The following is a 24,624-nucleotide window of genomic DNA, read 5'->3' as shown; positions in this document are numbered from 1 at the left end:
TAGCGAAATTCCTTGTCGGGTAAGTTCCGACCTGCACGAATGGCGTAACGACTTCCCCACTGTCTCCAGGACATGCTCAGCGAAATTGAATTCTCCGTGAAGATGCGGAGTACCCGCGGTTAGACGGAAAGACCCCGTGCACCTTTACTGCAGCTTCAGAGTGGCATTAGGAATTAATTGTGTAGCATAGGTGGGAGGCTTTGAAGCATCGGCGCCAGCTGATGTGGAGCCTACGGTGAAATACCACCCTGTTGATTTCTGATGTCTAACCTCGTTCCGTTATCCGGAACAGGGACCCTCTGTGGCGGGTAGTTTGACTGGGGCGGTCGCCTCCTAAAGAGTAACGGAGGCGTGCGAAGGTTGGCTCAGGTCGGTTGGAAACCGACCGTTAGAGTGCAATGGCATAAGCCAGCCTGACTGCGAGACTGACGAGTCGAGCAGAGACGAAAGTCGGTCATAGTGATCCGGTGGTCCCTCGTGGAAGGGCCATCGCTCAACGGATAAAAGGTACGCCGGGGATAACAGGCTGATGATTCCCAAGAGCTCATATCGACGGAATCGTTTGGCACCTCGATGTCGGCTCATCACATCCTGGGGCTGGAGCAGGTCCCAAGGGTTTGGCTGTTCGCCAATTAAAGTGGTACGTGAGCTGGGTTCAGAACGTCGCGAGACAGTTTGGTCCCTATCTGCCGTGGGCGTCGAAATTTGAGAGGAGTTGACCCTAGTACGAGAGGACCGGGTTGAACATACCTCTGGTGTACCTGTCGTTCCGCCAGGAGCGCAGCAGGGTAGCTATGTATGGACGGGATAACCGCTGAAAGCATCTAAGCGGGAAGCCTCCCTCAAGATAAGATTTCTTAGGACGGTGGTAGACCACCACCTTGATAGACTGGATGTGGAAGCGCGGTAACGTGTGGAGCTAACCAGTACTAATTGTCCTATTCGCGCTTGATGAGTCCCACCATCAATGACAGCTTTGGCTGCTCATTGAGGTTGTTGCCTCAAGCCTTAATTCCCTGAATATTCAGGTGCACGCATCGATTTGAAACCCAATCCACTGCCACCTGCTTCATTGCTTGGTGACCATAGCGTCAGTGACCCACCCGATCCCATCCCGAACTCGGCCGTGAAACCTGACTGCGCCGATGGTACTATTGCTCAAGCACTGGAAGAGTAGGTCGTCGCCAGGCATTGCAGCCGGTGGCCGTGGAAATTGGAAAACCCATTCACAATGTTAGATACGCAAAACGCGCGTCGCGCTTCGGGCGCGGCGCGTTTTGCTTTTTGGGGGCGTATTCGCCCCACGATGGCGCGGGGTGGAGCAGCCCGGTAGCTCGTCAGGCTCATAACCTGAAGGTCGTTGGTTCAAATCCAACCCCCGCAACCATCGCTACAGAACGCCCCTTGGAAAGAGATTTCCCGGGGGCTTTTTCATTTGTGGCGAAGTCGATCAGATTCAGCACCGAAGCCTCGACCTCGGCCGTGACACCGCCGTCGGTCGTTATCGTCACGGATTCAATCAACTCCCGGATAATCTCCGCAGCTTCGGTCCGCACATTTGGGTCGTTGAGCGCAATCCGGATCCCAGCGACCTTGGCCTCAAAGCGCTGGATGAGGACGGGATGCGGGAGGATCTCCACCGGTGCTTTGGCAGAGCGGTGGAGATCGTGTTCGAGCGACAGCTTCTCTTGCTCCCGCTCAGCAAGCATCCTCGTGACCGTCGGGCCAACGACCCCGGCGAGCATATTCTTCGCCAAATTCTCGATCTCCCGGTCGAGGTCTTCGATCCGCGCCCGCGCCCGAACGAGGTGATTGTCGCGAGCCTCAGACAGTCGCGCGACCTCCCGCTGAAACTCCTGGATGAAGAGTTGTGCGAGATCCGGGGTGAGCAGCTCCGACTGCAGTGCGCCCAGGACAGCCTCCTCCAGCACTGAAACCCTTACGGACTTGGCATTCGTGCACGTGCCACGTTCGCGATTGCCGGCGCAACGATAGTAGTCCTTCCCCACGATTGTGTAGTTGGATCCGCATAGCCCGCACTTGATCAACCCCGAGAGCAAGTGGCGCTTTCGATTTGCCGACGAGGGGTTTTGTAGCGCCGGGACGACGCGGCGTGCCACCTCGGTATCTACGGCTTGGACGAGTTCTTCATCCAAGATCCGGAGATCCGGGACCTCGACGTGAACCCATTCACCTTCGTCGCGGAGACGGTATCGCCGCTCGCGCCGATCTGAATCAGGATCGCGGCGCCACTCGCGCCGTCCCCAGATCAGCCGTCCCCGATAAAGTGGGTTGTGCAGGATCCCGACAAACTTCTTGGGGTCCCCCCGGATCGTAGAGGCATTCCACTGTCCCCCCCGTGGCGATGGAACGCGCTCGCGGTTTAGTTCTGTCGCGATCTGAATAGCCGATCGACCGACGGCGAAATCGCGACAAATACGTCGAATGACCTTTGCCTGTTCTTCATCGATTTCAAAGACACCCCTTACGAGATCACCGCGATCGTCTTCCCTAACAACACGCCGGTAGCCGTAGGCCCTGCCACCAGCGATCCTCCCGGCCAAGACTGCCGCCTTCATTCCCCGAAGCGTCTTCCGTTGGAGATTGGAGAGAAACATTGAGCCAAGCAGACCGGCGACCGCCAGCTTGACGTCATCAATTTCGCCCTCCGTGGCGGTCACAAGTCGAACGCGGTCGAAGCGTAACTTCTTACCTATCCAGCTTATGTCCTCCCCGTCGCGCGCTATGCGGTCCAAGGCTTCACAGACAACTACGTCGATCCGCCCAGCGCGCACGTCTGCCAGAAGACGCAGGAGTTCGGGTCGATCCCGTCGATAGCCCGACAGTTCCGGATCGACATATCGGCCTACGACAGTTCCACCAAGGCGTTCGACGAGCGCCTCGCACGCTGCAGCTTGGTCCGCGCTCGACGCCGGGTTCTGCTTATCCGTACTGTGCCGCGCATAGATCGCGGCGCGGACCCCGCTCATCGTTCCTCCGACCATGAAACTAGTCACGTTCCCCTTCGGTGCGCAGAGCCGCGAGATGCTCCCGGGCCGCCTGTTTTGCAAGGAGGCGGATCAGCGCGGATTGCGCCGGATACGCCGCCCCATCCGCCCTAGGAGACGCGCTACGCACCGGTCGCGATGCCAGAGACGAAAAGCCCTTCACATGCTCGGATGAAAGAAGTCGCGGTTGCAGGTCTGAAAGAAAGTCACATATTTCTGCGATGAACGCTGGCGAAGAGGTCGGACGTCGGCTCCGGGATGCGCGCAAGGAGCGAGGTCTGACACAATCTCGAATTGCGAAGCGCGCGGGATTGACTCGCGAGACGATCTCGCGCGCCGAGCGAGGTCGGCTACCAAGTGCCGATACAGCATCGCGGATTTGCAATGCGATCGGGATCGACAGGAGCGAGATCGATCTCAAGGTTCCGGCAACGGACGCGATCGCCACGCATCCCGAAACGACCTCACTTCGCTCGCGCCGCCGCGAGCTCGGTAAGACACTGGCAGAATGCGCAGCTGCGGCGGGAATAAGTGCAGCTACGCTGTCCCGCTTTGAGCGCGGGATCGAGCATAGCCGCGCCTTGGTCCGCATCGATCAGGCGGGTCGCCCAGTCGAGCTCGTCAATGTCGGATTGGCTTCTGCGCTGGGCTTTCCCGATGTGGGGGCGCTCAGCCGCTACTGGAAGAGTGGCCGGTGAAGGCCAGATGTTCCGCTACTGACCCGCTCGCCAAGTTCAGTAAAGTTAGCATGTCCTTTCGGCGCGCCGTCGCGGTGTGCGATTGATGGGTTCCAAGGGGTTTCAGGAGCACGCGAGCCACCCTGTTTTACAGCGATTTGGTTAGACGCGAGACCAACCCCATCGCCTCCTCAGTCCATCGCTTGAACGGCTCCAGCGAAATATCTTCCGACAAGGGGACAATCTGATGCTGGGTCCAGATGAAGTCGTACCCATGCTCGGATGCCCATCCTTCTGGCGCCTCTGTTTCTAGCAAATTTTCCTCATCGTTCTTCCCACGCCACATGCCGATCCCAAGCTGAAAGCCGGTCACGTCGTTTAGGCTCACCGCCAGCTCCAACGCGAGGCTGGGTTGCACGAAGCGCCGACCGAAGCTGTCCTCCCAGATGTTGGCCGGGTCGGGCGAGAGATCGCTCCGCCCGGGCTTGTGGGGCGGGAGCGGTGTCCATGCGCGGTCAGGAATGGGCCAGACCGCGCGCCACATCTCCTCAAGCAGCATGGCGTGCTCGAATTGCGTCTGGCGCGCGGCAAGGCAGGCCCGATAGAAGGACTGCATCTCGCCCCACCCAAGATCCTCAGGGATGGCTGGTCTTTGCTTGCTGAGAAGGAGATCGACGGCTGCCCTGACTGATGGCTGTTGATGGTAGGCGAGGACGCTCTCGGGTACCTTCAGCATGTCATTTCCTTCGATTTCCTTCAGTACGCACGGTGCCAGACAGTCCGCCGGAAGCGCCGATAGTCTTGGCAGTCGTAGTCGGCGTCGGTCAGCCGCTCGAGATGATTGAGGAAGCCCCACCAGGAGATCGCGGTCCAGCGCTCGACGTGTTTGCGCATGACAGGACCATCAACCTGGGTTGCAACGGGCGCGATCACTAGGAAAGCCGAGCGCTCCGGGTCCCACTGGCATTGTTCGATCGCGTGGCGCCACGCATTAGGTAGTTGCTCGCTAGTGAGGTGATGGCCGAACTTCGCCTCGACAGCAGCGCCGATTCGGTTGCTGTCTCGCCGGAGTTCGACGAGAATATCGACGCGCTCCTCTTCCGCAGCACAGCGGGCCGACTGCGGCTTGAAGCAATCGATTGCCGCGTGATCGCCTCCAGCGGATAGAGTTGCCGCCTTCACGAATGCGATGGCTCGCGCCAATTGTTGCTGCGCTCCGCCGGATTTCAGGAAATGGACGAAGCCACGAGTAATTTGCGGCTCGTGGAACTCTGCCCATGCGTGCGGCGCCAAGTGCAGGCAATGGCTTTCTCCCAAATCTTTGAACACTGTCGCCATCGCTCGCGCGCCCTGCGGCCAGGCAGGGAGTCCGACCATCGTAAGCCCTTCCCTTATTGCAGGGCGGGGATCGCCTGTCTTTCCTAGGTACAGGTGAAGCGGCCCGATATCGAAGCGCGGCACGCGCGTCCGCGCCGCTGGTCGCCAGTCCGCGTCAGCTGCAGTCGATGCCCCGACCGAAGCCGCCGAACGCCGAAGTGCGCCCAGCGCGCGTCTCATACTGGACTACCGGAAGGGCAGCTCGTTTGACCCGCAATCCATGATGGTTCTGGCTTCATACGGGCATGTTGCCGCTCGCTGCCATCCGCGGCTAGCCCCTTGCTTCTTCTGTTTAGCGTTGAACGCGATGTCCGTCGGTCCGACGGTGTTGGAGGGTTCTCCGCCTGACCGACGAACCAACCTCGCAAGGCGTGCTCGATGCTCCCTCCGCGGACGCCCTGCCAATCCGACTGCGGACGCCCAACTTAAATTCAGGGCTTTTGCTCGAGCCCCGCTGGCGTCGGTAGCGATCGTCCCCCGGACGAGCGGACGCGAGCCCTGAGCTCGCGCGGCCCTAGCCCCGAGCCACGGCGGATCAATCCACGCAGCGTCGATGGGTCCGAATATCCGACGCGGTAGGCGACCTCCGCAAACGGGAGCGTTGTGGTCTCGATAAGCTCGACCGCGCGCTCGACTCGTAACTGCTGCAGGAAGCGCACGGGTGACATGCCCGTTGCTGCAGCCACGCGTCGCGAGAAGGTCCGGGGAGACTGGCCGACGGCTACCGCGATGTCGTTCACGCTGATGTTCTCTCCAAGGCGGGGGCGGGCCCAGGCGGCGGCGCGTGCGATGCTTTCACTTGAGGCCGCCAAGAGACCTATCGCCATGTAGGGTATCTGCGAGCGGCGCTCGTCGAGGATCATGCGGCGCGCGCAGCCCTCAGCGATCTCCGCGCCCGCGTAGCGGGCCACCAATCCTACCATGAGGTCGATCTGTGCCATCGCGGCACCCGCAGTTGTGAGGGCGCCATCGCTCAGTACAAGTTCGTCGGTGTCTAGCGCCACCGCCGGATAAAGCTCGTTGAAAACTGCAGCGAGCCACCACGCGCTGGTCGCGCGCTTGCGGTCAAGAAGCCCGGTGCTGGCCAGGAGCAGGCTCCCTGTGCACGAACTTGTGATGTGGGCTCCGACGTTTGCGGCCGCCGTAATTACCTCGCGCGCGGCCTGCGCATCGGGTTCAGCAAGGCGGGAGCGGTAGCAGTCCGACTTCGAGAGGCCCTGGGCGGGAATGATGAAGAGGCTCGGTTCATCGTGCGTCGCCTCGGGCATGGGAAGGAACGGTCGGAATAGGGGCGCGCCCGGGCCCACGATCCGAATGTCGAAAGAGGACGGGCGACCGATCGACGCGCAGATACGGTTTGCCATGGCGAGCACGTCGATGGTGATGGTTACGCTTGAGGCGAGTGCGCTTTCCAACGCGAGTATCGTTGTAGGTAGCATCTCTCTGGTTCCCCATTGGCTGGCGGACCTGCGGCGGCTGGCGGTCGCACCTGTCTCAAGCAGCATGGCCACGTGTCTAAAACGTAGGACCTCCGCACCTGCCGCGCGATCCCCGCGCAGCACCCGCGCTCATCGGCGTTTGGAGAATGCTTCGAATACGGCAGCCATGTCGAGGCCGCCGCTTCCGTTCTGAAGCGCATCTTCGAACAGTCGTCTGCTGTTGCTAAGCAAGGGGGCATGAGCGCCGGCCACGGCGGCGGCCTCCGCTACGAGTGCGGCGTTCTTGCAAACGTCCTGGATCGCTGCCTGGGGTGCGAAGTCCCGCCGCACGATTTTGTCGAGCTTGGCCATGGCGACGTCGCTGCAGAGCGGGCCCGTCCGGATGAGGCCGTGGAAGAGCTCAAGGTCGAGGTTCAGCGCCTGTGCTAGGTTTGCGGCCTCCGCCAGAGAGGCGACGGTCGCAATCAGATAGAGATTGATTGCGAGCTTCATGGACATGGCGGACGGGATTGCTCCGATTGAACGGACCTCCCGGCACATTGGCTGCAAGAGCGGCCGTGCGCGCTCGACCGCTTCTACATCGCCGGCCAGCATGGCGACGAGTGCGCCTGCTTCGGCTGGTCCCCTCGAGCCCGAGACGGGGGCCTCGACGAAGGCGCCTCCAGCGGCACGGATCTCTCTTTCGAGCTCCAGCGAATAGTGCGGGCTATGCGTGCCCATGTTGATGATCAGGCGTCCGCCGACCCGCTTCGCGAAGCTAGGGCCGCTTCGGTCCAAAACGAAGTCGGTGGCCACGTCGTCGCGCATCATAAGGATGACAACGTCACATTCCGCGAACAGTGCGTCCGGGCTATCGACCGCAGTGGCGCCAAGCGACTCGAGCACATGGCGGGGTTCGGGGGAACGATTGTAGACAGTGAGGGCCATACCAGCGCGGCGCAGGTTGGCTGCCATCGGCTCCCCCATCAGGCCAAGACCGGCAAATCCTATCATATGGTGCGAATAAAACCTCCATCTGGTTTGGCGAAGTGGCCAATTTGCCACTTTCGCAGGAATACTCGCCACACTAAGCGGACCTTGTTGGCCGATTCACTGACGCATTCATCGACTCCCTCAGGTAGCCATCAACCCTCTTTTCCCAGAACTCACCAAGCGGATGCGGCTGAGGCGGCATGGTCACGATTGGGCTGGCGGGGCCGAGCGACGCTGCACTATGTCGGCCCCCGATAGCCAATGACCGCTGATAACTCGGTGCGATTTGTCCTGATGGATGGACGACCATTGAAATGGCTGACGACTTGATCATTGACCTTCTACTGGCGGGCGGCCTTGCACTCGCAGTGCCTGCGGACTCCTCTGTATGCCGGGCCACCGACGGAGATACGCTCCGGTGTGGCACGGAGCGAATACGGCTGCTTGGAATCGACGCCCCGGAGAAAGCTGGCCGGTGCCGCGCGGGCAGACGTTGCGCGCCTGGGGACCCCGCCGCATCGACGCTTCCTTGGTAGCGGCTCTCAAGCGTGGATCGATCAGTATACGGCGCTTTGGCGTTGATCGGTATGGGCGGACTCTTGCTCTGGTCAGCGCGGGTCGAACAGACCTTCGCCGGCGGCAAGGAGTTCGTCTGCGCGATTTGCGGCGGCGAACCATGCGTCTGCCCCGTGCTGCATGATTAGCTGGTTGGCGCATGCCCAGATTTCACGGTCTTCGATCACGCGCTCCTCCGCACAGGTGGCGCAGTATGTATACGTGGCGTGATGTGTACCGTCGAGACCTAGCTCCCGCCCACGATGGCGACGACCGCGCGAACGCATGATGGCGGTGTCGCCGGTCTCGCCCGCAACGGCTGATGATCATAGCAGTCCTCGCGAGAGCAACTCCAGTCTTACTGCCTGGCGGCGATCTGTCGCAGGGCAGCAAAAATGATCCTTGATGGACCGGTGGAGAGCCGGTTGGCGGGCAGCTATCCGCGCCTGACCATCCTTGGGGTGACGATCGCCGGGTCGCTGCTGGAGCGCCAGCGCCGACAGATTGGTAGCGCTTCTTCCGAGGATCAAATGAAGCATGGTGCGGTCGAGTACTATCTGAGCCGGATAGTGCCTGAGGCGGCAGGGCTAGAGGCTGCGATCCAACCGACCGACATGATGAAGACCCTCTGCGAGGAGGCGTTCGCCGCATAGCCGACCCGGGGGAGCCGACGTGAAGCTGCTCTCTGGCCATGATCTATAATTCATTTCTTGAGAACATTAACCATAGATAGTTCTTTACAAGAGATCAAAAGCTGCTAATTGTTCTCCTGCGCCGAACATCATCTGATGGCCGGCGACTAAGGAGAACATTTGTGCCCCTTTCCGCCCACTCGCCACGACCGCACGGTCGACCCTCCACTCCCAGACCTGATCAGAGATCGGCCCGCGGGCCGCCACAGATCAGCAAGGAGGGTAAGATGAAGATGGAAGACCTCGCGGCTATCGAGCTGCGGACGATGCGCTCCGCATGGCGGGCGCTGGCGAGGCGATGGGACCTCACCGCACGTGAGCGCGCCGCCCTGCTGCCGTCTGGCGGCGAGGAGGATGATAGCCCGCCGCGGGACACCGAGATGCGCATGCGCATCCTAATTGAGATCGGCTACCGGATCGCTCTGCCGGACAAGCTGCTTCACGTTTGGCTTCGGAGGGGGTCAGCGACCCTGCACTGGAGCAGTCCGCTCGACGTCATGTCGGGCCCCATCGCGCATCTCCGCGGATTCCGGCGGCTCATCGACCTGGGATTCGCGTCGTGACCGCCACCGGATCGAGGGAGGCAGGCGGTTCGGCGACGGACGCGGCGAGGGTCGCGCTACAGATCGCCGACTTTCTCGTCAGGATTGAGAACGAGCGTCTGTCCCTCCTGCGTCTCCATCTACAGACGACCGTCCGCAAGGTATCGCCGCTCTTGCTGGATCTTGCAGTCATGGAGGGGGTGTCGATCAGTGCGGCAATCGCGCTCATCCATCCGCCGCAGGATTGGCCGTGGCGGCCGATATCGGACGTCCCTCCCAGGATGATGAGCCGCTTTCAGCAGCGTAAGGCTTGGCTCGGCGCTCCGGGAGGGCAGGACGTACTCCGTTTTCGGCGCGCGTTCGCCAACCCCGGTGTCGTGATCCGCGACGTTGATCACCCGCGCGGAAGGTTCGGGATCCGCCCGTGCGGCAGTTTGCTGGGCTTCACCGCCGCCATCGGGCCCTGCCTGCTGAGCGCGTTCGGCCCGTCGGCGTTGCTTAAGCTCCCCGAGCGGTTGCCCGAGGCGCTCATGATGGCAATGCCGGGTCGTCCTCTTGACAGGATCATCGACCACCCGGCCTTCGCTGCGCGGGAATACAAGGTCATCCGTGTGCAGCCGGACTTGGCTGACGGCATGCCTATCCTCGTCTTTCGCGCGCGACTGGTCCCGTTCGCGATTAAGTGGCCCGAGGCAGACGCGTGACCCGACCGGCGCCCAGCGTGGACGCACTCGACGATGCTACGGGGCCGTATGCGGCTACACAGTTCGGGGCGATTGAGAAGTCGCTCGCAGAAGTGCATTCCCTCATTCACCGGGTTGAGCTGGCGGTCGTCGATCTCGGCGTCCCGATCGCGCCCCTGTACCTCGCCTCCGCGCGAGGCAGTCTCCGCCATGTGTCTGCTTGTCTGACTCACCACGCGGTACATTCGATCGATCCCGCTCGAGACGAGGTCGTGGTGGGTTCTGGCATTCACCTGCGGCCGTGCGACGACCGACCGGGCATCGGCAAGCGGGTCCGTGCCGCCGGGTTGATCGATGATCTCGGCGCGGAAATGCAGCCGCGTCCTGTCGCACCCGATCTCGGAGCTGATTTGGTGCGGTCGCCGGAGGCGAAATCGATCTGTGGTGGCCCGGTCGGTGCGACGCTGATGTTTGCAGCACTCGCCCATCACAGGTGGTTCCATTTGCGCACCCGCCGCAAATGGTCGACGGACGTTTCCGGCGCGCGCACGCTCGTGGCTGCTTTGACCGCTGGCTCCGGGTTCGACATGCCGACCGACGGGGCGGTGGCGCAGATGGTAGATGCCAGCGTGGTGGATATGCTTGCAGGGTTGGGATGGACGCGGATCGTCACCCCAGCGATGCCGATCTGACGCCGTCACTTCGACTGGCATGCCGAAGGCTCTCGCAGCTCAGCCTCAAGACACACCGGCTGTTACGCTAGTCGTCGCCGTTGGTCGGCTCCTCCAGCCTGCTGATTCGCGCATTGGCCGCCTTCAGCTTCAGGCTGAGCTTCTCGATTCTCATGCTCTGCGCAGCCAGGGCGGATCTGGCGGCCGTCAATCGCTGTTCGAGAATCCGGATACGCTCCCCGCGATCCGCGAGCAGCGCGGTCGTCGTCCTCGAGACGCCTCGGTCGGGCTTGAGCCGCTTTAGTAGGTCGGAGAGTTCGGGGTGTTCGCTGAAGGGGCCGGAGAACCGGCGGCGGTTCACACCTGCCTCGATCTCGACTGTGTTCTTCGTGATGGGGAGCCACCCCTCCTCATCAAGCAGGTCTTTGAGCACCTGCTTCTCGGGCTTGTTGTCGAGGAGATTGCGCACGGCTTGGATCAGCGCGTAGCGCTCGTTGGTCTTTCGTCCGGGCGACTGCGCGAAGTCGTCGTCCGTTGGCTCCATGGCCGAGAGTTCCTCCTGAACCTCTTCATTGGTCACGCCGCTTCTCCTTGTTCGCGAATCTCGGGCAATTCTTCGCCCAGTGCGCGCAGATAGGCTCCGGCCTGTTCGGCGCGTCGGCGGATGATCTCAAAGCTGAGATCACCGCCCGAGTTCATGTAGGCCCGCTGGTGCTCTATGTAGCGACGACGCCAGAATGCGGCGGTGTCCTCATGGACGGAGAAGTTCTTGCAGCCTGTGCACAGCGACGGGGTCCGAGTGAGCATGTTTGGGCGCGCGTGACGCCAACCCGGTGTCCCGGCGCGATCGTGGCAGCGAGCCTCATCAGGGTGCAGGGCGACGAGGCAGCGCCCGTGTTCAGCAAACCAGATGCGCAGGTCTTGATCGATCGCCAGCTTCGTGAAGGCGTTGTCGTCGTGTGGAGCATCGTCGGGAAGCATCGCGCGCCATTGCTGGCTGGACAGCTCGAACGCCTTGTCGAGGCGCGAGATCGGACGCGTGGTTCCCTCGACCATGCGCCGAAGGAATGAGCCGGTCGCGCGTGCCCGGATGCTGTCGCTTTCCTCTAGGAACTTGATGTCCTTCGGGCCGTAGTCGCGCTCCGTCATCGCGACCGTGAGATGCTTGAAGTGCTGGCTGACGGCGGGCGCCATTTTGGGATCGGTACGCATCGCGTAGCGCATGAACGTCTTGCGCCATTGATGCGGTCGGATGCCCGCTGCGACCTTGCTGTCGGGGGTTGCCAGGTAGGGACGCAGTTCTTCTTTCGTCAGCGCGGCCTCTTCCAGGCCGGAGAGGTCGACGTAGCGCTGGTCGGCGACGAGTGCCTTGAGGCCGAACCGCAGGGTCTGCGAGGTGATCGGGATGACCGATGTCCGTCGGCGGGGTAGCCCCGACCCGGCGAAGCCAACGAACAATTGTCGCTTCGTGTGTTCGTCGGCGGCGAAGCGGCGCCATGGATCGTAGAGTGCCTCCAGCACCCGTACCGCCCTGACCGTGGCGGGCTCTCGGATCGCACCTGACATAGGTCGCGCACCCATGAGCCAGCTCTCGGGGGTAGGCCTTTCCTGACCCTTCGAGAGCAGACCGTGCAGCATGTAATGACGGCTCAGGCCGGACTTCGAAGTCTCAACGGTGATGCAGGAGGGGAATGCGTCCTGCACGAGCGGTCGCGGTTCGACCGTCACGCTGACGGCCTCGCTGATCCGGACACCGGTGAAGCCCATGATGACGACCAGGCAGGCATCGCGGACGGTGTCGATCAGGTCCCGGAGCGCCTCGCCGCCGCCAACCTCGTTCGCTCCCAGCCTGATCGGCGCGTGCCACGGCGCTTTCTCCCGCTTGAGGGTGCTGAACTGGAAATCCTGCATCACGCTCTGCAGCTTGAGCCTCTCCTCGGTGGGAGGCTCGCGATCCATGCGGGCCATTGTCGAGAGGTACCGATGCTGCAGTTCGATCACGTCTTCGGCCGGCTGCTCGATTAGCCGCTGAGCGCCGGCGAGCAGCGGAAGCGCCACTTCGTCCGGAAGAGCGGGAATCTCCTCGGCGGCCACCGTCGCTTGGCTCTTGGCCATGTTGGTGGCGGACGTCTTGGTGAAGGGATTGAAAGCCAGGGGCTTGATGCCCGCTTCCCTCATCTTGTCGCGATGATCCCACAGCAGCTTCCAGATCCGCAGCCGGTTGTAGGCCTTGGCAACGCCGCCTTTGGCGTCCGGATCTTCAACTGCGCGGTCGACCGGCTCCACGCCATCGGCGCGTAGAAGCTCGTCCAACTCCTCCTCACTGTCGCCAGGCGACGCTATGGCGTCCTCTGTCGGATCGACCAGCTTGACGTGGATGTCGTCCTTGAACTCTTGAAACGCGTTACGATCCAGCTTGTCGAACGATCGGAAGCTGCGCTGCTTCATGAAGCGGGCGAGGTGGCGGATGCCGCCGGAGTAGGCTCCGGCGGTGGAGGGGTGGTAGACCGTCTGTCCGTAACGGCCGACGAACAGCAAGGCCGTGAGCCACTTCAGGCCGTCGATGGTGGCCTGGTCGGCATCGATGTTGAAGCGGACGACGAAGTTCGAACTCACGACGCCGGGCACCCAGCCCGGAAGACGCCAATCGTCGTCCGTCCAGAGGCTGTCCGGCGTCACCTGCACGGGCTCCCCCGAATTGAGGATCGAAGCGAGCGTCGGATGGTCTGCGAGATCGAAGTTGGCGGTGGTCGTTTTCATCTCTTTCACTCCACGTGCGGCAGTTCGGGGACCGGGATTGCGCGGCTCTTCACGGTGACGTTGCGATCCCAATCTTGAAGCCAGTAGGACAGGAGCTCCTCCTGAACCGGCGCCCAGCGGACGTGCCATGCCAGCGCATCGAGCCGCTCCTGCGCGTCGGTGATCCGCTTGTTGAGCATTACGAGATAGGCGAGCGCCCGAGGGGAGGTGGGATCCACGACCGCCAGCGGGCACTCCGGGCACCGCCCGTAGGCGGTGCACAGTTCGCCTTGGACCTCACCGGGGATCGGGCTGTCCTTGGGGTCCAGGCAGGTGAAGCCCGGGGTCGCGGCGCCTTGGTCCGCTATGCCGACCGGGCGATCCTCGGGGCGGATCAACCCGCCCGTGGCGGTCGTCCGCTCCATCTGCATCATCATCTCGGCGAGCGTCTGGCGGTTGCGCCGCTTCTGTGCGTCGCTCGTATAGAAGGTGTAAGTCGTTTGGGCAGTTGTGTGGGTAGCCACGCTCTTCATGGCGATGATGTTTCCACCCGAGAGCTCGTGGACGAGGTCCAGCGTGGTCGGACGAAGCTGATCGAGGGTGAACTCCGGTAGTTGATGGCGGTCGGCGAATGCCTTCAGAGCCTTCTTCCAGGACTTGTCGCTGGTGTTCAGTGGAACAACCGACCGGTCTTCGAAGCTGAAGCGGATGAAGGCGCGGTTGGGGTAGTCGGGTCGCGCGTCGTCGAGCCGGCGGGTGCGCCGTTCGAGAAACTTGAGGATCTGACCGGGATTGTCAGGGTGATCGGTAACGGTGACGACATTCCGCTGCCGCAGTCCGGCCCGCGGCTTATTGGGGAACATCTTCAGCCGACGAATGTCGCCAATGCTCTCGAAGCTGTAGTCTATATCGTTCTTTCGCAGCTTGAAGGCCGCAGATGGATTGAGCGCGAAGAAGGCGCAAACGATGAGCAGCATCGGCACCAGTTCCTCTAGATCGGGATAGAGGATCCGCTCGGCCTCGGCTTGGATGGCAACCGGAATGAAGCGCCCGTGCGCGGCGTTCGTTCGATTTAGGATATAATGACTGGGCACCGGGTGCTCGAAATGGGCGTCGAGCCAGGCGGCACATGCCTCTGGCGAAGCACCGGCCTCGGCGATGCTCATCGCGCGCCCGTCCAGCTGCTCCATTCGCTCCCAATGCCGCTCGAGACGCGCCACCGTGGCCGCGATGTCGCTGGCGGCGCCGACGTAGAGGCGTTCGTGTTCGGCTTCCGTCAGGATCTCCTTGTGCTCGACCGTGCGGTCCTGTTTCGGGTAGGGCCGGTCGATGGTGCGCAGTGCCGGCGAGAGCTTCGGTTTCCAGTATCTGGACGCCATCAGCTGCTTGAGCGGCAGTTGCAGGGCGGCGAGCTGCGCGGTCCGCGTCATGAGCTTCTCCGTGAACCCGTCGCGCTCTCTGTCGTCCAACCACGCCTTGAATCGGTGCAGGAACGACTCGTCGATCTCTGCCAGTGTCGGCTGCGGGACGTTGGGCTGAGCCAGATACGCCATGAGACCCGTTCGCAGGGCCCTTGTGATATCGTAACGGCGATCGGCCGATGAGACGTGCTTAAGGCAGTGCATGACGTAGCCTTCAGCGAGTGCGTCCCGAAGTTCCGGGTCGAGCTGAACCAGGAAGGACAGATTGATCGGCTTCTTCGACCTGTCACCGTTGTGCTTCGGGAAGACGGCGAAGAGACCGTTCCCGTCAAATTGTAGGATGGCTCGCGCCATCTCCGCTGTGACGGCCACCCCCTTGCGCTGCTTTGACTTCGCGGCGCGCTTCTCGCCTTCTGTCTCCATGTTCACTTTTTCCGCTCCCGGTTGATGATCGCGCGGATCCACCGCGCCTGACGCGCCAGCGCCTTTTCCCCCTCGCGGTTGAACACGCGCAGGTAGATGTTGATGGTGGTCTCGACGTGCTGATGGCCGAGCCGCAGCCGGATCTTCTGCACGACATCCTCGAAGCGCCGTTCCATGAGCGGGCTGTCGGTGCCGTCGTCCTCGCCCATCTCGCTGAGGTAGATCCAATAGGCGAAGGTATGCCGCCCATCATGGAAGCTGTGCTTGGCAACTTGCACGGTGTGCTCGTCTGCGGTCCCCTCGGCTTTGATCCGCGGGATCGTCATTTTCAGGTCCATCACGACCTTCAGCAGGTCGGCATCGAGTTGCTTCGATGTCGTGCGTTTGCCGGCATTGCGGCCGGAGCTGGGCGTGTTCAGGAAAAGGTTGGGGGGAGGAGCGGCCTTCGAACCCAGCCAGTTCCGGCGCGCCACCGCGATGGCTTCGGCCCGTTCGCCTGCTATGTACGCCTGCAGGTGGCGAATGACCCAGTAGGGAAACAGGACGTTGCGACGCACCAGGCCCTTCGCGACCTTCAGCTGGACGCTGAAGTTGTCGTCGTCGTCACGGCCGCTTATGTCGAAGTCGAACAGATCGGCGCGGAGGTGGATGATCTCGTCGATCCGCAGCCCGACGGTTACGGCAAGCAGTAGGGCAAGTCGCGTTCGCGACGTGGGCTTGGCCCTGCGGCCATTAGCAAGGGTCGGTGCCTTCGCAGCCCATCGATCCGCATCTTCCGGCAGCGGCCCGAGCCGTTCGAAGATCCGCAGCAGGTCGTCCTGATCGAACGGGCGGGGGTTCGCGTCGTACCGCGCCAGCGTGAAGGAGTCGAAGATCTCCTCCCCATCGTCGTCGCGTCGCACATTGCGCAGGCTAGAAGTGCTGGCAATCGGAAGATGTTTGTAGCCGTATCGCCGGCGGGCGAACCGGTGAAATTCGTTGAGCGTGGATCGGCGCCGGGCGATTGTCGGATCCGCGAGGAAGTCTCCGGTGTGTTCGCTGAGCGACAGCTTCATGTCGAGCAGGTAGTCGTCGACCAGCTCGTCGTCGGCGTCGTGCCAGGGGCGGCCGGATGCGACGACCTTGGCCCACCAGTCCTTCATGTCGGCGGCGTAGTTGTCGGCAGTCGCCTTCTTGGTCCACCTGCCGCGCTGGAACGCGTTCGGCTGCGCGCACTTGTTTACCAGGAATGCAAGCACCGGCTCGACGACCTCGGCCGTGTCACTGTCGACCAGAAACGGGAAGCCAGTCGGCAATGGCGACCATGGCGGCGTCGAACGCGGCGTGTTCGGTTCGCGCGGCGTGTCGTCGAGATCGAAACGCTGGACTGTAAGGGTCATGTTTTTCCTCCTCCGGGAATCCGGACGAAAACTGCGAAGCTGAAAGGAGGCGGTGGCCGGACGCCTCTCCACGAGGGGGCAGCAGGCGGCTTGGACATTTTCCACGCCCGCCATAATTGCAGTTATATCCGGTGGAGATTTTGTCCGGGGTGATCCGAGGCGAGTGGGGAAATCATCGGCGGACCTGATCGGCACGGATTATCCCGCATCGGTTCAGGCCCGCCGACGGCGCTGATCAATCGACTTTGCCGAACCAGATGAGGCGGTCGAACTGCGGATCGCTCCAGACTCTGCCGGTGTCACAGTTGACCAACAACTCGACCGGATCGACGCGAAGGCGCAGTGTGTTGCCTGTCACGGAATCAACGGCGCCGATTGTCGCGGTCGAAGCCAATGGCAAGTTCACCAGCGATGACAGCGATCGTCCTGGCAAGGTCTCGATGATCGTCTCGGGGAGCTTGACGTTACGGAGTTCCAGGTGGCCGTTGAACCAGTCGAGTTTGCCTTGAAGCGTGACTTCGGCCTTGATCACGCCGTCCCGCCAGAAAAGCGTGGCGAACATGGGGCCTGACGTCGTCGGCAGGATCACCATCGTTTCATAGCTGTTGGACAGGCGAGCAAGCACGGCAGCCGCACCCTCAGGCGCCGCGCTCACCACGCCGTACGCAATCTCGTCGATCCATCCCTGAGCACCCGCTGCTGCCAAGCGTTCCGCCACATCTGCTCGTTCGACGAGGTCACGCGGCGGTGGAATAAGGTCACCCCGGACGACATCCCCAGCTGGAAAGAAGTCAAGGACGGTTCCCGGGCGGAGCGCCGCGTCGAGCGCCTCGTACTCGATGTAAAGAAAGACTGGATGTTCGCGTTGCAGGTGAAGATCGAGTGTGATCGCCTTCACGCTCGCGCGCTCGGCCAGCCCCGGTTCGGCGCTAATGCCTGCTTCGGCCGCTTTGCGGACTTCCTCGACTCGCTTCCCGATTTCTGCTCGACGGTTCCACAGGACCCGCATGTCCTCCACAATGGACTTGGCCATTTGCTCGATCTGCCACGGCAGCGCTGCGCAGAAGCGGTCCGCGCCCGAATCCCAAGTATCGCGCTGCAAGACGACGCCGCCCGCTTCGGGAAGCGGGGAGAACTGCACCAGGTGCCGCGAGTCCGATTCAACGATGTGCACTGGGAGGGGGCCTCCAAGTCTGCGACACGCGAGCTTCTTGGTCTTGCGAAGAATGGATGCCGTAAGCCGCTCAAGGTTGGGACCGTGCGCAGCCATCGACACGGTTTCGATGGGATGCAGGCCGGGACGGCCTGCATCGAGGACGAAGTCCTGGACGCCGATCGTCAGCGTGCCCGGTGTCCTGGAATAGGCCTCGGTCCCGAATGGCAGTGCAAAGTGCTGGCCGGAGCTCTTGTCGATCTCCCAGACAATCTCGCAGAAGACGTTGATGAGCTGATCGCGCGTCAGTTCATTGAGGGCAATCGTCGGCACGCCTGCCGCCTTCATGTCCGCAATCAAAGCACTGTAAACGGCGTCTGCCGCCGGCGTGTGGTTCGGCATTTTCGCCGCTGCGAGAATGTCCTCGCATCGGCGAGCCAATCGGCGCTCGTTCAGGTCGAGCACGAGCTCCGCCGAGTTCGCTGCTTCTGGTGTCCAATGCTTCACTTTTTTTCTCCTGTCTTGATCGACACCGATCAAGCCCCAGAAGATCTGCTAATTAGACAGCCTATTCCGCTGGGTTACCGAAAGACTGGCGCCTGCGTTTTCGCCGATATTTTGTAAGTCTAGGGTTTCGGTACGCCCGTTGGGGAGTGAGAACAGGACTGGCGGTCTGTGCGAAACGCATCTTTCTAATGGCCATGATGCTTGCGTCTCGACGCAGTCGGTCGCACGCTTCCCTATCAGCCCAGGCAGGGCTCAGATGCCTTACGACAACGTAGTCGCGAGGTGGTCCACGAGCCGTCTGATGGTGACCGACGCGTCTGGCGCGTATGTCGCGAGAACGGTCGACGGGGCAGGGTTCTTATCCGGCAGGAGAATGTCCAGCTGCCCTTGGGCGACGGAATCCCGGGCGACGAGCTCGGGAATCTGCACGAGACCGCACCCGGCAATTGCCACCAGCGCTGCTGTTTGGGCGTCCGGGGCGGAGAACACAATTGTAGGACCTTGTGCCGCTTCGGTCGAAAGACGCCAGTCATCAGGATCGCTCGGCACGGCGATGCCCGAGTGAGCGCGGAGATCGGATAGCGTGGCGGGCCGTCCCCGATTGTCCAGGTAGGACGGCGCCGCACAGATTACCCGCTCGAGGCTTGCCACGACATGCACACCACTAGCCGTTGCGGCGGGCGTTCCGATCTCAAGGGCAATGTCAGCATCGTCCCTGGAAGGAGCTCCTTTGATCCAGAGATCTATTACCAGACCCTCGTTGGACAACTGGAAGGACGCGAGCACTGGAGCGACAAGCGTTGCCAATGTCCGGGTCGCGCATTCGACGCGGATGGTCGGCAAGCCCTCGCGATTCGCAATTGATTTATCAAGGTTCTCGAGGTCCCGGAGGATGGCACTCGCACGTTGATGGTAGTCTCGTCCAACGGCGGTCAACTCGAAGCGTCGCGTCGTCCGCTCGATCAGCGTGACGCCCAGTCGCGCCTCAAGCTCGCCCAGCCGGCGGCTGACGGCCGATTTAGCGATCCCGAGCGCTGCCGCAGCTGCGTTGATTCCACCGTTTTCGACGACGGCGACATAATTTCGGAGATCGTCGAACTTGTCTGTCACGTGTTTTCCGAGGGCGTTCTGGATGGCAGCCGCTTACGGTTCGTAGCATCGTCAACGCGCCCGGCGCCACCTAGATAAGTCGATCTCGCAACCTCCGGCCTATTCCTCGAATTGGACCGTCTGGCACGTGGCGCGCAGCCGACGATACAGGTCGTCCCCTTTCCCGGTGATAGTGGATGGTACGAGCACTCAAGAACCTCTGTGACTTTTCGACGTGCTGCCGATCTGCCCTCCTTAGCATATTGGTCGATAGGGTTCCTCGCGGACCGCGTGACCCAGGACGATCTTGAGAAACAACAGCGGCACCAGCCACGCGAAGTGTGCGACAATCGGCGCGAGGGTCGACGCCAGAACGATGGCACTCGCCACGAACAGCGTTGCGACGGGCCGCCGCAGGTAGAGTGGTGTCACCAGCACAATGACAGCGGAGGCTAAAAGCCCAACGTACCAGGCAGCACCGAGCCATAGCTGGCTTGGAGCCCAGCATACAGCGACGACCACGGTGTGGACGTGGAATGCCGCGAAGGCATAGTGATTCTTCGCGATGGCGGTGAAACCGCGTTCATTGGCTTTCACTGGGGTGTGGTAGAACCGCTTGCACGAGTTCAGCGCATTCGCGACGACGCCGCCTCCAACGTCCAACGCGATGAATAGGCCGACGAGCCATTGCACCACCGTCCATTGGCTTCCCGATCCCCAAACGTCATAGGCCAGCCACGATGCCAGAAGGCCGCCTCCGAGCCACGGGATCGCACGTTCGATCGCGGTCGCGCCGGTACCAGCCGACAGGTCCGGCTTGCCCTCATACGACCAGTCGATCGTGGCATCCTGAACGGCTGCGGGTGGACGCTCGGTAGCCGACCCACTCATGCGGGACGCCCCGTAAAATACTGCGCGAAATCCGACGCTGGCGGGATCGGGTGATAGCAATAGACCAGTGCGCCAGCGGGGTCCGTGACTCCGAAACCCCTGTCGCCCCAAGGATGGTCCTCTAGCGGCATGACAGGTTCGAGGCCTTGGGCGACGACGCGGTCATGTACCGCATCGGCGTCATCGAAACGGAGATTGATGCAGAGCCCTGCGCTGTACGGCTGTGCGCCATGCTGGGGCTCCATGAGGCAGAGCTCGACGCCTCCGCCAAGATTGAGCTGAACGTACCAGCCGCAATCGAAGATGGTCGTCGCACCGAAGTGCCGCTCGTAGAAGGCCCTCGTCGGCCCGAGGGCTGCAGTCACGATGGTGGCCGATGCAGAAGTCGGAAAATCCACGCTGGTTCCTCCATGTCTCACTTCAGGTGGCATTCGCTGCCGCGGCCGTTGCAGCGTTCTGGAACGGGGCGTTGGGCATGACCCCCAGCTCACTGGCTATGCGCGCGAGCCAGGACCGCGTGCCGGGATAGTCTGCAAGGTCGAACCCGCCCTGCGGCGCCAGCATCGTGTAGGGGAAGAGGCAGATGTCTGCAGTCGTCATGTTATCGCCGACCAAATATTCGGTGCCGCTAAGTTGGCGCTCCAGCCTCTCCAGCGCCGCGTGGCCCTTCGGGAGCAGGGTGGCGTCTATCTCGCTGTCGGTCTTACGAAGGTAGACCTTGTGGTATCGGCGCACGGCTATTGTGGGCTCGTGGGAGTACTGTTCCCAGAACATCCATTCCAGCATCTTGGCCCGGGCAAACGGGTCCTCGGGCACAAGGCTTGTCCCCGCCGCCAGATAAAGGACGATGGCGTTCGACTGGGCGAGCGTGCGACCGTCGGCGAGGACCACCGCCGGGACCTGCGCCGCCGGGTTGATGCGGCGGAATTCCTCGGAGCGCGCGCTGCCGCCCGCGACATCGACCTCGATCCATTCGTATGGCTCACCGAGATAGTCGAGAAGCCATCTGACCTTGAGGCAGTTGCCCGAGTTGCTGTCACCGTAGACGCTGATCATGGGAACTCCCTACGAAGCGAAGAGGATAAGAACGGCGGAGGCCGCAGTGGTGGCTGCCATAGCCCGGCTGAAGCGCCGCATGTGCCGTGGCTCGCGTAGGGCCGTCCTCATTCCCGCACCGCATGCCGTCCAGACAACCATGCATGGGACGGACACCGCGATCAGGACCAAGGTCACGACAATTAGCCGGTGAAGAAAGTTCGTCGCCGGGACGACGAAAACGGCCACCGCGGTGACCGCCATCATCCAGGCTTTCGGATTGACGAACTGAAGAACTGCTCCGTGCCAGGCCCGAAGGGGCGGCCGACCATCGCCCTCCTTCAGTTCGCTGGACTGCCAGAGCCGGAACGAAAGAAAGAGCAGATAGGCGGTGCCGACCAGCTGGAGTCCAAGCTGGATCTGGCTGCTGCCTGCCACCAGCGCGCCGATCCCAAGACCGCTAAGCGCCATCAGACCGACGAATCCTAATACCGTCCCCAAGAGTGCCGGTGTCGTGCGACGAAAGCCATGAATCAGCCCCGACGTCGCCATCGTCAGGTTGTTCGGGCCAGGCGTGATGGACATCGCGAACGAAAACATCAGCAGGGATGCGGCGAGACTAGCTTCCATGTCGGGCTGGAGCACGGATGGAGGTGGCGTCTGTACGGCGATCTTCGTGCCGGGCGGCGTCGCGACTCATTCCGACGACCTCGCGATCTGCATAAGGGTTTGTTGCGCGACGGCGCAGAGCGTGGCCGTATCCCCTTGGTGGCTGTGCACCTTCATGCCGCATACGGTGAGCGTTCGCCCGGACTTGAAAACCTCGCCCGTAGCGGTGATCCTGTCGCCGAGTGCGGGTGCGAGGAGGTTCACCTTGAACTCGACCGTGAGGATCTCGCTTGTGGGTTCGAAGAGGGTCAGGGCTGCGAACCCCCCCGCGACGTCGGCCATCGTGGCAACCACACCGCCATGGAAGAAGCCCATCTGCTGCGTGAGTTCGGGCCGTCTTTCGAGCAACAGTTCCACCTTTCCGGGTGATATTGAGATGAGCTGAGCACCAATGAAGCGCATGAAGGGTTGGCGCGCGAACCCGTCACGCACTCGCGCCTCGAACCCGGGAGATGGTTGTCGACTGCTCATGAGGCGTGTTCCTGCTGGGTGACTGACTGAACGTCTTTAACTGGCGGATCGAGCAGGCTGGGCGGCGTGATCAGCGCGTCAAGCCAGTTCAGGGTCAGTCGCCAGAACCCATCCCGATGCCTTGAATGGAAAAGGTCGAAATGACCGAGGCGCTCGAAGCCGAGATCGGTGGGCTTGATTTGGACGAGCCTTTTGCGCGCATTCGGGTAATAGCCCAGTCCCCGCCAGACTGCGGGCTCGGTCCCTAGCTGATCGTCGCTGACGGCCACGGCGACGATGTCGCCACTGAAGGCAGCGAAACGCCCAACCGCGGCCGCACGCTCCGAGACGGGGAGACTGTCTTCCATTCGCCTGCCCCGAAACGCCCACTCAAGTGCGACGCCGGCCGGAAGGTCCTCGAGCCACCCTAAGCGCTTCCCTGGGAAGTAACCGAGCGCCACCGTGATTGCGGGCATCGCCACATGCCACTTCAGCAGAAGCCAAAGCCGCGCCGCAGCTGCGTAGTCGCGCCAGTACGCATATTGCGCGCCAACGGTCACCATCCCCCGGATCCGATCGATGTTCTCAGAGAGTCCCGGGAGAAAGCCACCGATGCTATGGCCCACGACCAGAATTTGCGTTTCGGGATTGAGTGAGGACGCAAATTCCACGACGGCAGGGAAGTCGCGTGTCCCCCATTCGAACCAGCGATGCCCACATCGACGCAGTGAAGCCGGCCGCGATGAACCGATGCCCCGGTAATCATATGTGACGACATCGAAGCCGTGGGCTGTGAGGAATGCGGCGTACCGGTGGTAGTATTTCGCCCGCACACCTGTCGCTGGGTTGACGATTACTACCGCCTTGGCTCTCCCATCGGCACGCCAGACGTCGGCGCCAAGCTGCACCCCGTCGCTGCAGCTGATTTGCTGCGCTGCGCTGGGCGCGCTGGACGTTGCAGCTTCAGACGGTCTCGCGGGCGCCATCGCGCAGCTCCAAGGCCAAGGAAACCATGGCGCGTGCGGCTACCCTGGCCAGCGCGCTGCCCATGCTGATCCGACTCGCTCCCGCGGCGGCCACGGCGGCGGCTGTCATCCTCGGGTGGCCTGGGGCGACCAGAACGCTGACGGGGGCATTGACGCTGGCGCATACGATGCGGATGGCCTCGATGTCCGGGAGACCCGGCGCGAAGAGAACGTCGGCTCCTGCCTCTTCGAAGGCTTGGAGTCTGTGGATCGTGTCCTCGAGGTCGGGGCGTCCATTGAGAAAGTTCTCGCACCGGGCCGTCACGACGAAACTCCCGGTCCGCGCAGCAGCCACTGCGGCGCGCACTCGGACGACTGCGAGCTCGAAGGTGTAGATTGGATCCTCGATCCGACCTGTCGCGTCCTCAATCGACGCGCCGGCGAGCCCGAGAGCCATCGCTTTTCGGACCGTTTCGGCACAACCGTCCGGCAGGTCGCTGAACCCATTCTCAAGATCTGCCGATACAGGCACGTCGACCGCCGCGGCCACGGCTCCTGCGTTTGCCAGCGTCGCGGCGCGACCGACCTCTCCGTCCATCAGCCCGAGATCGACAGCCAGCCCCGCACTGGTGGTACCGATTGCCAGGAACCCGGCTTCCGCAAGCGCCATGGCCGAGCCGGATGACCAGGCGTTCGGCATGATCAGCGGACATCCCGGTCGATGCAGTTCGCGGAAACGCGCCGCCTTATCTCCCAGAGCGCTCATCCGTCCTCGCCCACTGGGTAGGGGCGGCCATCCTTGTGATTGAAGCGCCATCCACCGTCCTTCCGAACGGCGACCAGATCATCGGACGGATACGCGACTTCGTCCTCGGAAGAGCGGTCACCGACCTCGAGATAGGTGGCGCGGTGCTCCGAGCGGTTGTGCAAGTGGTGCGCAGCATCGCCAGCCGGGAAGCCCGCGCACATACCGGCGCATAACGTCGTCTCCCTATCGCCGACGACAAGCGTGATCTCTCCCTCCAGAACGTAGACGAACTCGTCCTGCTGGCTGTGGGCATGGTGGAGCGCTGAGAACGCCCCGGGGTCGAGGGTGGTGAGATTCACTCCGAAATTCGTGATCCTGAACGGGTCGCCAAGGGGGCGCTTCGTCCGTCCGCGCATCCGCGACGCGAAGGGTTCAGGGTAATTCGACGGCGTGGTTCGCGCGGCCGCCTTCGAAGCCACCAGAGCGACGATCTGTCTCATAAAGCCTCCTGAAGTGAGGCGATAATGAACATTGACGCC

25 protein-coding genes, 1 tRNA gene, 2 rRNA genes and 1 pseudogene (1 of these 29 running past the window's edge) are annotated in these 24,624 nt (G+C 62.3%); 9 read left to right on the top strand and 20 right to left on the bottom strand.

All coding sequences use genetic code 11. The annotated features are described in order from the left end of the window. The 4 genes from ACRYLO_RS13835 to ACRYLO_RS13820 all read left to right on the top strand — a co-directional run. Positions 1-953 (top strand): 23S ribosomal RNA (locus ACRYLO_RS13835); it begins 1,837 nt to the left of the window's first position. A 122-nt stretch (positions 954-1,075) separates the two neighbouring features. Next, a 5S ribosomal RNA gene (gene rrf, locus ACRYLO_RS13830) occupies positions 1,076-1,190 on the top strand. Positions 1,191-1,310: 120 nt separating this feature from the next. Further along, positions 1,311-1,387: transfer RNA gene (locus ACRYLO_RS13825), tRNA-Met, on the top strand. Positions 1,388-1,658: 271 nt separating this feature from the next. After that, positions 1,659-1,934, top strand: coding sequence for a hypothetical protein (locus tag ACRYLO_RS13820; protein WP_482660693.1), 276 nt, complete (start codon positions 1,659-1,661; stop codon positions 1,932-1,934). Positions 1,935-1,961: 27 nt separating this feature from the next. Here the strand turns inward: ACRYLO_RS13820 and ACRYLO_RS13815 are convergent. Continuing rightward, positions 1,962-2,990 (bottom strand): annotated as a pseudogene (locus ACRYLO_RS13815) (recombinase family protein); the annotation flags it as partial. Between the two features lie 239 nt (positions 2,991-3,229). Here ACRYLO_RS13815 and ACRYLO_RS13810 point away from each other — a divergent pair. Beyond that, positions 3,230-3,706 carry a helix-turn-helix transcriptional regulator gene (locus ACRYLO_RS13810; RefSeq protein WP_482660692.1) on the top strand — a complete coding sequence of 159 codons (477 nt, stop codon included), beginning with the start codon at positions 3,230-3,232 and terminating at the stop codon, positions 3,704-3,706. 127 nt (positions 3,707-3,833) lie between these two features. Here the strand turns inward: ACRYLO_RS13810 and ACRYLO_RS13805 are convergent, their stop codons facing one another. From ACRYLO_RS13805 to ACRYLO_RS13785, 5 genes are all read right to left on the bottom strand, one after another. Next, a complete protein-coding gene (locus ACRYLO_RS13805; protein ID WP_482660691.1) occupies positions 3,834-4,421 on the bottom strand; it encodes a hypothetical protein in 588 nt (195 codons plus the stop codon). Positions 4,422-4,441: 20 nt separating this feature from the next. Further along, positions 4,442-5,023, bottom strand: a complete 582-nt coding sequence (locus ACRYLO_RS13800) for a PD-(D/E)XK nuclease family protein (protein WP_482660690.1) — start codon at positions 5,021-5,023, stop codon at positions 4,442-4,444. A gap of 470 nt (positions 5,024-5,493) precedes the next feature. Further along, a complete protein-coding gene (locus ACRYLO_RS13795) occupies positions 5,494-6,477 on the bottom strand; it encodes a GlxA family transcriptional regulator (protein WP_482660689.1) in 984 nt (327 codons plus the stop codon). A 153-nt stretch (positions 6,478-6,630) separates the two neighbouring features. Next, positions 6,631-7,545: an NAD(P)-dependent oxidoreductase gene (locus tag ACRYLO_RS13790; protein ID WP_482661748.1), complete on the bottom strand. Its 915-nt coding sequence runs from the start codon at positions 7,543-7,545 to the stop codon at positions 6,631-6,633. Between the two features lie 536 nt (positions 7,546-8,081). Further along, on the bottom strand, positions 8,082-8,216 hold the full coding sequence (locus tag ACRYLO_RS13785; RefSeq protein WP_482660688.1) for a hypothetical protein: 135 nt from the start codon (positions 8,214-8,216) through the stop codon (positions 8,082-8,084). A 207-nt stretch (positions 8,217-8,423) separates the two neighbouring features. On the opposite strand from ACRYLO_RS13785, the gene ACRYLO_RS13780 reads away from it, so the two are divergent. The 4 genes from ACRYLO_RS13780 (at position 8,424) to ACRYLO_RS13765 (ending at position 10,637) form a co-directional block, all read left to right on the top strand. Continuing rightward, on the top strand, positions 8,424-8,681 hold the full coding sequence (locus tag ACRYLO_RS13780) for a hypothetical protein (RefSeq protein ID WP_482660687.1): 258 nt from the start codon (positions 8,424-8,426) through the stop codon (positions 8,679-8,681). Between the two features lie 266 nt (positions 8,682-8,947). After that, on the top strand, positions 8,948-9,283 hold the full coding sequence (locus ACRYLO_RS13775; protein WP_482660686.1) for a hypothetical protein: 336 nt from the start codon (positions 8,948-8,950) through the stop codon (positions 9,281-9,283). After that, positions 9,280-9,966, top strand: coding sequence for a hypothetical protein (locus ACRYLO_RS13770; RefSeq protein WP_482660685.1), 687 nt, complete (start codon positions 9,280-9,282; stop codon positions 9,964-9,966). The genes ACRYLO_RS13775 and ACRYLO_RS13770 overlap by 4 nt, the downstream gene beginning before the upstream one ends. Positions 9,967-9,983: 17 nt before the next feature. After that, a complete protein-coding gene (locus tag ACRYLO_RS13765; protein WP_482660684.1) occupies positions 9,984-10,637 on the top strand; it encodes a hypothetical protein in 654 nt (217 codons plus the stop codon). A gap of 67 nt (positions 10,638-10,704) precedes the next feature. On the opposite strand, the gene ACRYLO_RS13760 is transcribed toward ACRYLO_RS13765, so the two are convergent. The 14 genes from ACRYLO_RS13760 to ACRYLO_RS13695 form a co-directional block, all read right to left on the bottom strand. Then, a complete protein-coding gene (locus tag ACRYLO_RS13760; RefSeq protein WP_482660683.1) occupies positions 10,705-11,196 on the bottom strand; it encodes a hypothetical protein in 492 nt (163 codons plus the stop codon). Further along, positions 11,193-13,376, bottom strand: coding sequence for a hypothetical protein (locus ACRYLO_RS13755; protein ID WP_482660682.1), 2,184 nt, complete (start codon positions 13,374-13,376; stop codon positions 11,193-11,195). The genes ACRYLO_RS13760 and ACRYLO_RS13755 overlap by 4 nt, the downstream gene beginning before the upstream one ends. Positions 13,377-13,381: 5 nt before the next feature. Beyond that, complete coding sequence (locus ACRYLO_RS13750; RefSeq protein ID WP_482660681.1) at positions 13,382-15,205, bottom strand: hypothetical protein; 1,824 nt, start codon at positions 15,203-15,205, stop codon at positions 13,382-13,384. Further along, on the bottom strand, positions 15,202-16,578 hold the full coding sequence (locus ACRYLO_RS13745; RefSeq protein ID WP_482660680.1) for a tyrosine-type recombinase/integrase: 1,377 nt from the start codon (positions 16,576-16,578) through the stop codon (positions 15,202-15,204). The genes ACRYLO_RS13750 and ACRYLO_RS13745 overlap by 4 nt, the downstream gene beginning before the upstream one ends. Before the next feature lie 235 nt (positions 16,579-16,813). Further along, on the bottom strand, positions 16,814-18,271 hold the full coding sequence (locus tag ACRYLO_RS13740) for a hypothetical protein (RefSeq protein ID WP_482660679.1): 1,458 nt from the start codon (positions 18,269-18,271) through the stop codon (positions 16,814-16,816). A gap of 228 nt (positions 18,272-18,499) precedes the next feature. Next, entirely contained in the window at positions 18,500-19,348 is an 849-nt protein-coding gene (locus ACRYLO_RS13735; RefSeq protein WP_482660678.1) for a LysR family transcriptional regulator, read from the bottom strand. Between the two features lie 234 nt (positions 19,349-19,582). Beyond that, positions 19,583-20,218, bottom strand: a complete 636-nt coding sequence (locus tag ACRYLO_RS13730) for a hypothetical protein (RefSeq protein WP_482660677.1) — start codon at positions 20,216-20,218, stop codon at positions 19,583-19,585. Beyond that, positions 20,215-20,616, bottom strand: coding sequence for a VOC family protein (locus ACRYLO_RS13725; RefSeq protein WP_482660676.1), 402 nt, complete (start codon positions 20,614-20,616; stop codon positions 20,215-20,217). The genes ACRYLO_RS13730 and ACRYLO_RS13725 overlap by 4 nt, the downstream gene beginning before the upstream one ends. Before the next feature lie 22 nt (positions 20,617-20,638). Beyond that, on the bottom strand, positions 20,639-21,274 hold the full coding sequence (locus ACRYLO_RS13720) for a glutathione S-transferase family protein (RefSeq protein ID WP_482660675.1): 636 nt from the start codon (positions 21,272-21,274) through the stop codon (positions 20,639-20,641). 9 nt (positions 21,275-21,283) lie between these two features. Further along, positions 21,284-21,898: a LysE family translocator gene (locus tag ACRYLO_RS13715; protein ID WP_482660674.1), complete on the bottom strand. Its 615-nt coding sequence runs from the start codon at positions 21,896-21,898 to the stop codon at positions 21,284-21,286. Positions 21,899-21,949: 51 nt separating this feature from the next. Beyond that, a complete protein-coding gene (locus tag ACRYLO_RS13710) occupies positions 21,950-22,279 on the bottom strand; it encodes a PaaI family thioesterase (RefSeq protein ID WP_482660673.1) in 330 nt (109 codons plus the stop codon). A gap of 110 nt (positions 22,280-22,389) precedes the next feature. Then, the gene (locus ACRYLO_RS13705; RefSeq protein WP_482660672.1) at positions 22,390-23,358 is read right to left on the bottom strand and encodes an alpha/beta hydrolase family protein; all 969 of its coding nucleotides are present in this window, start codon (positions 23,356-23,358) and stop codon (positions 22,390-22,392) included. Beyond that, entirely contained in the window at positions 23,336-24,103 is a 768-nt protein-coding gene (locus tag ACRYLO_RS13700; protein WP_482660671.1) for an isocitrate lyase/PEP mutase family protein, read from the bottom strand. The genes ACRYLO_RS13705 and ACRYLO_RS13700 overlap by 23 nt, the downstream gene beginning before the upstream one ends. Next, positions 24,100-24,585: a cupin domain-containing protein gene (locus tag ACRYLO_RS13695; RefSeq protein WP_482660670.1), complete on the bottom strand. Its 486-nt coding sequence runs from the start codon at positions 24,583-24,585 to the stop codon at positions 24,100-24,102. Before ACRYLO_RS13695 ends, ACRYLO_RS13700 begins: the two co-directional genes overlap by 4 nt. Between the last annotated feature and the right edge of the window lie 39 nt (positions 24,586-24,624).

It is taken from the genome of Sphingomonas sp. SDUR79 (assembly GCF_056821745.1).
The sequence above is the reverse complement of the archived record's forward strand: the minus strand, read 5'-3'. Positions and strand labels throughout refer to the sequence as shown.

Coding starts and splice junctions, on each gene's coding strand:
- ACRYLO_RS13810 (WP_482660692.1), top strand. CDS start 3,230: ATGAACGCTGGCGAAGAGGTCGGACGTCGGCTCCGGGATGCGCGCAAG.
- ACRYLO_RS13805 (WP_482660691.1), bottom strand. CDS start 4,421: ATGCTGAAGGTACCCGAGAGCGTCCTCGCCTACCATCAACAGCCATCA.
- ACRYLO_RS13800 (WP_482660690.1), bottom strand. CDS start 5,023: ATGGCGACAGTGTTCAAAGATTTGGGAGAAAGCCATTGCCTGCACTTG.
- ACRYLO_RS13780 (WP_482660687.1), top strand. CDS start 8,424: ATGATCCTTGATGGACCGGTGGAGAGCCGGTTGGCGGGCAGCTATCCG.
- ACRYLO_RS13775 (WP_482660686.1), top strand. CDS start 8,948: ATGAAGATGGAAGACCTCGCGGCTATCGAGCTGCGGACGATGCGCTCC.
- ACRYLO_RS13755 (WP_482660682.1), bottom strand. CDS start 13,376: ATGAAAACGACCACCGCCAACTTCGATCTCGCAGACCATCCGACGCTC.
- ACRYLO_RS13745 (WP_482660680.1), bottom strand. CDS start 16,578: ATGACCCTTACAGTCCAGCGTTTCGATCTCGACGACACGCCGCGCGAA.
- ACRYLO_RS13730 (WP_482660677.1), bottom strand. CDS start 20,218: ATGAGTGGGTCGGCTACCGAGCGTCCACCCGCAGCCGTTCAGGATGCC.
- ACRYLO_RS13720 (WP_482660675.1), bottom strand. CDS start 21,274: ATGATCAGCGTCTACGGTGACAGCAACTCGGGCAACTGCCTCAAGGTC.
- ACRYLO_RS13705 (WP_482660672.1), bottom strand. CDS start 23,358: ATGGCGCCCGCGAGACCGTCTGAAGCTGCAACGTCCAGCGCGCCCAGC.
- ACRYLO_RS13700 (WP_482660671.1), bottom strand. CDS start 24,103: ATGAGCGCTCTGGGAGATAAGGCGGCGCGTTTCCGCGAACTGCATCGA.
- ACRYLO_RS13695 (WP_482660670.1), bottom strand. CDS start 24,585: ATGAGACAGATCGTCGCTCTGGTGGCTTCGAAGGCGGCCGCGCGAACC.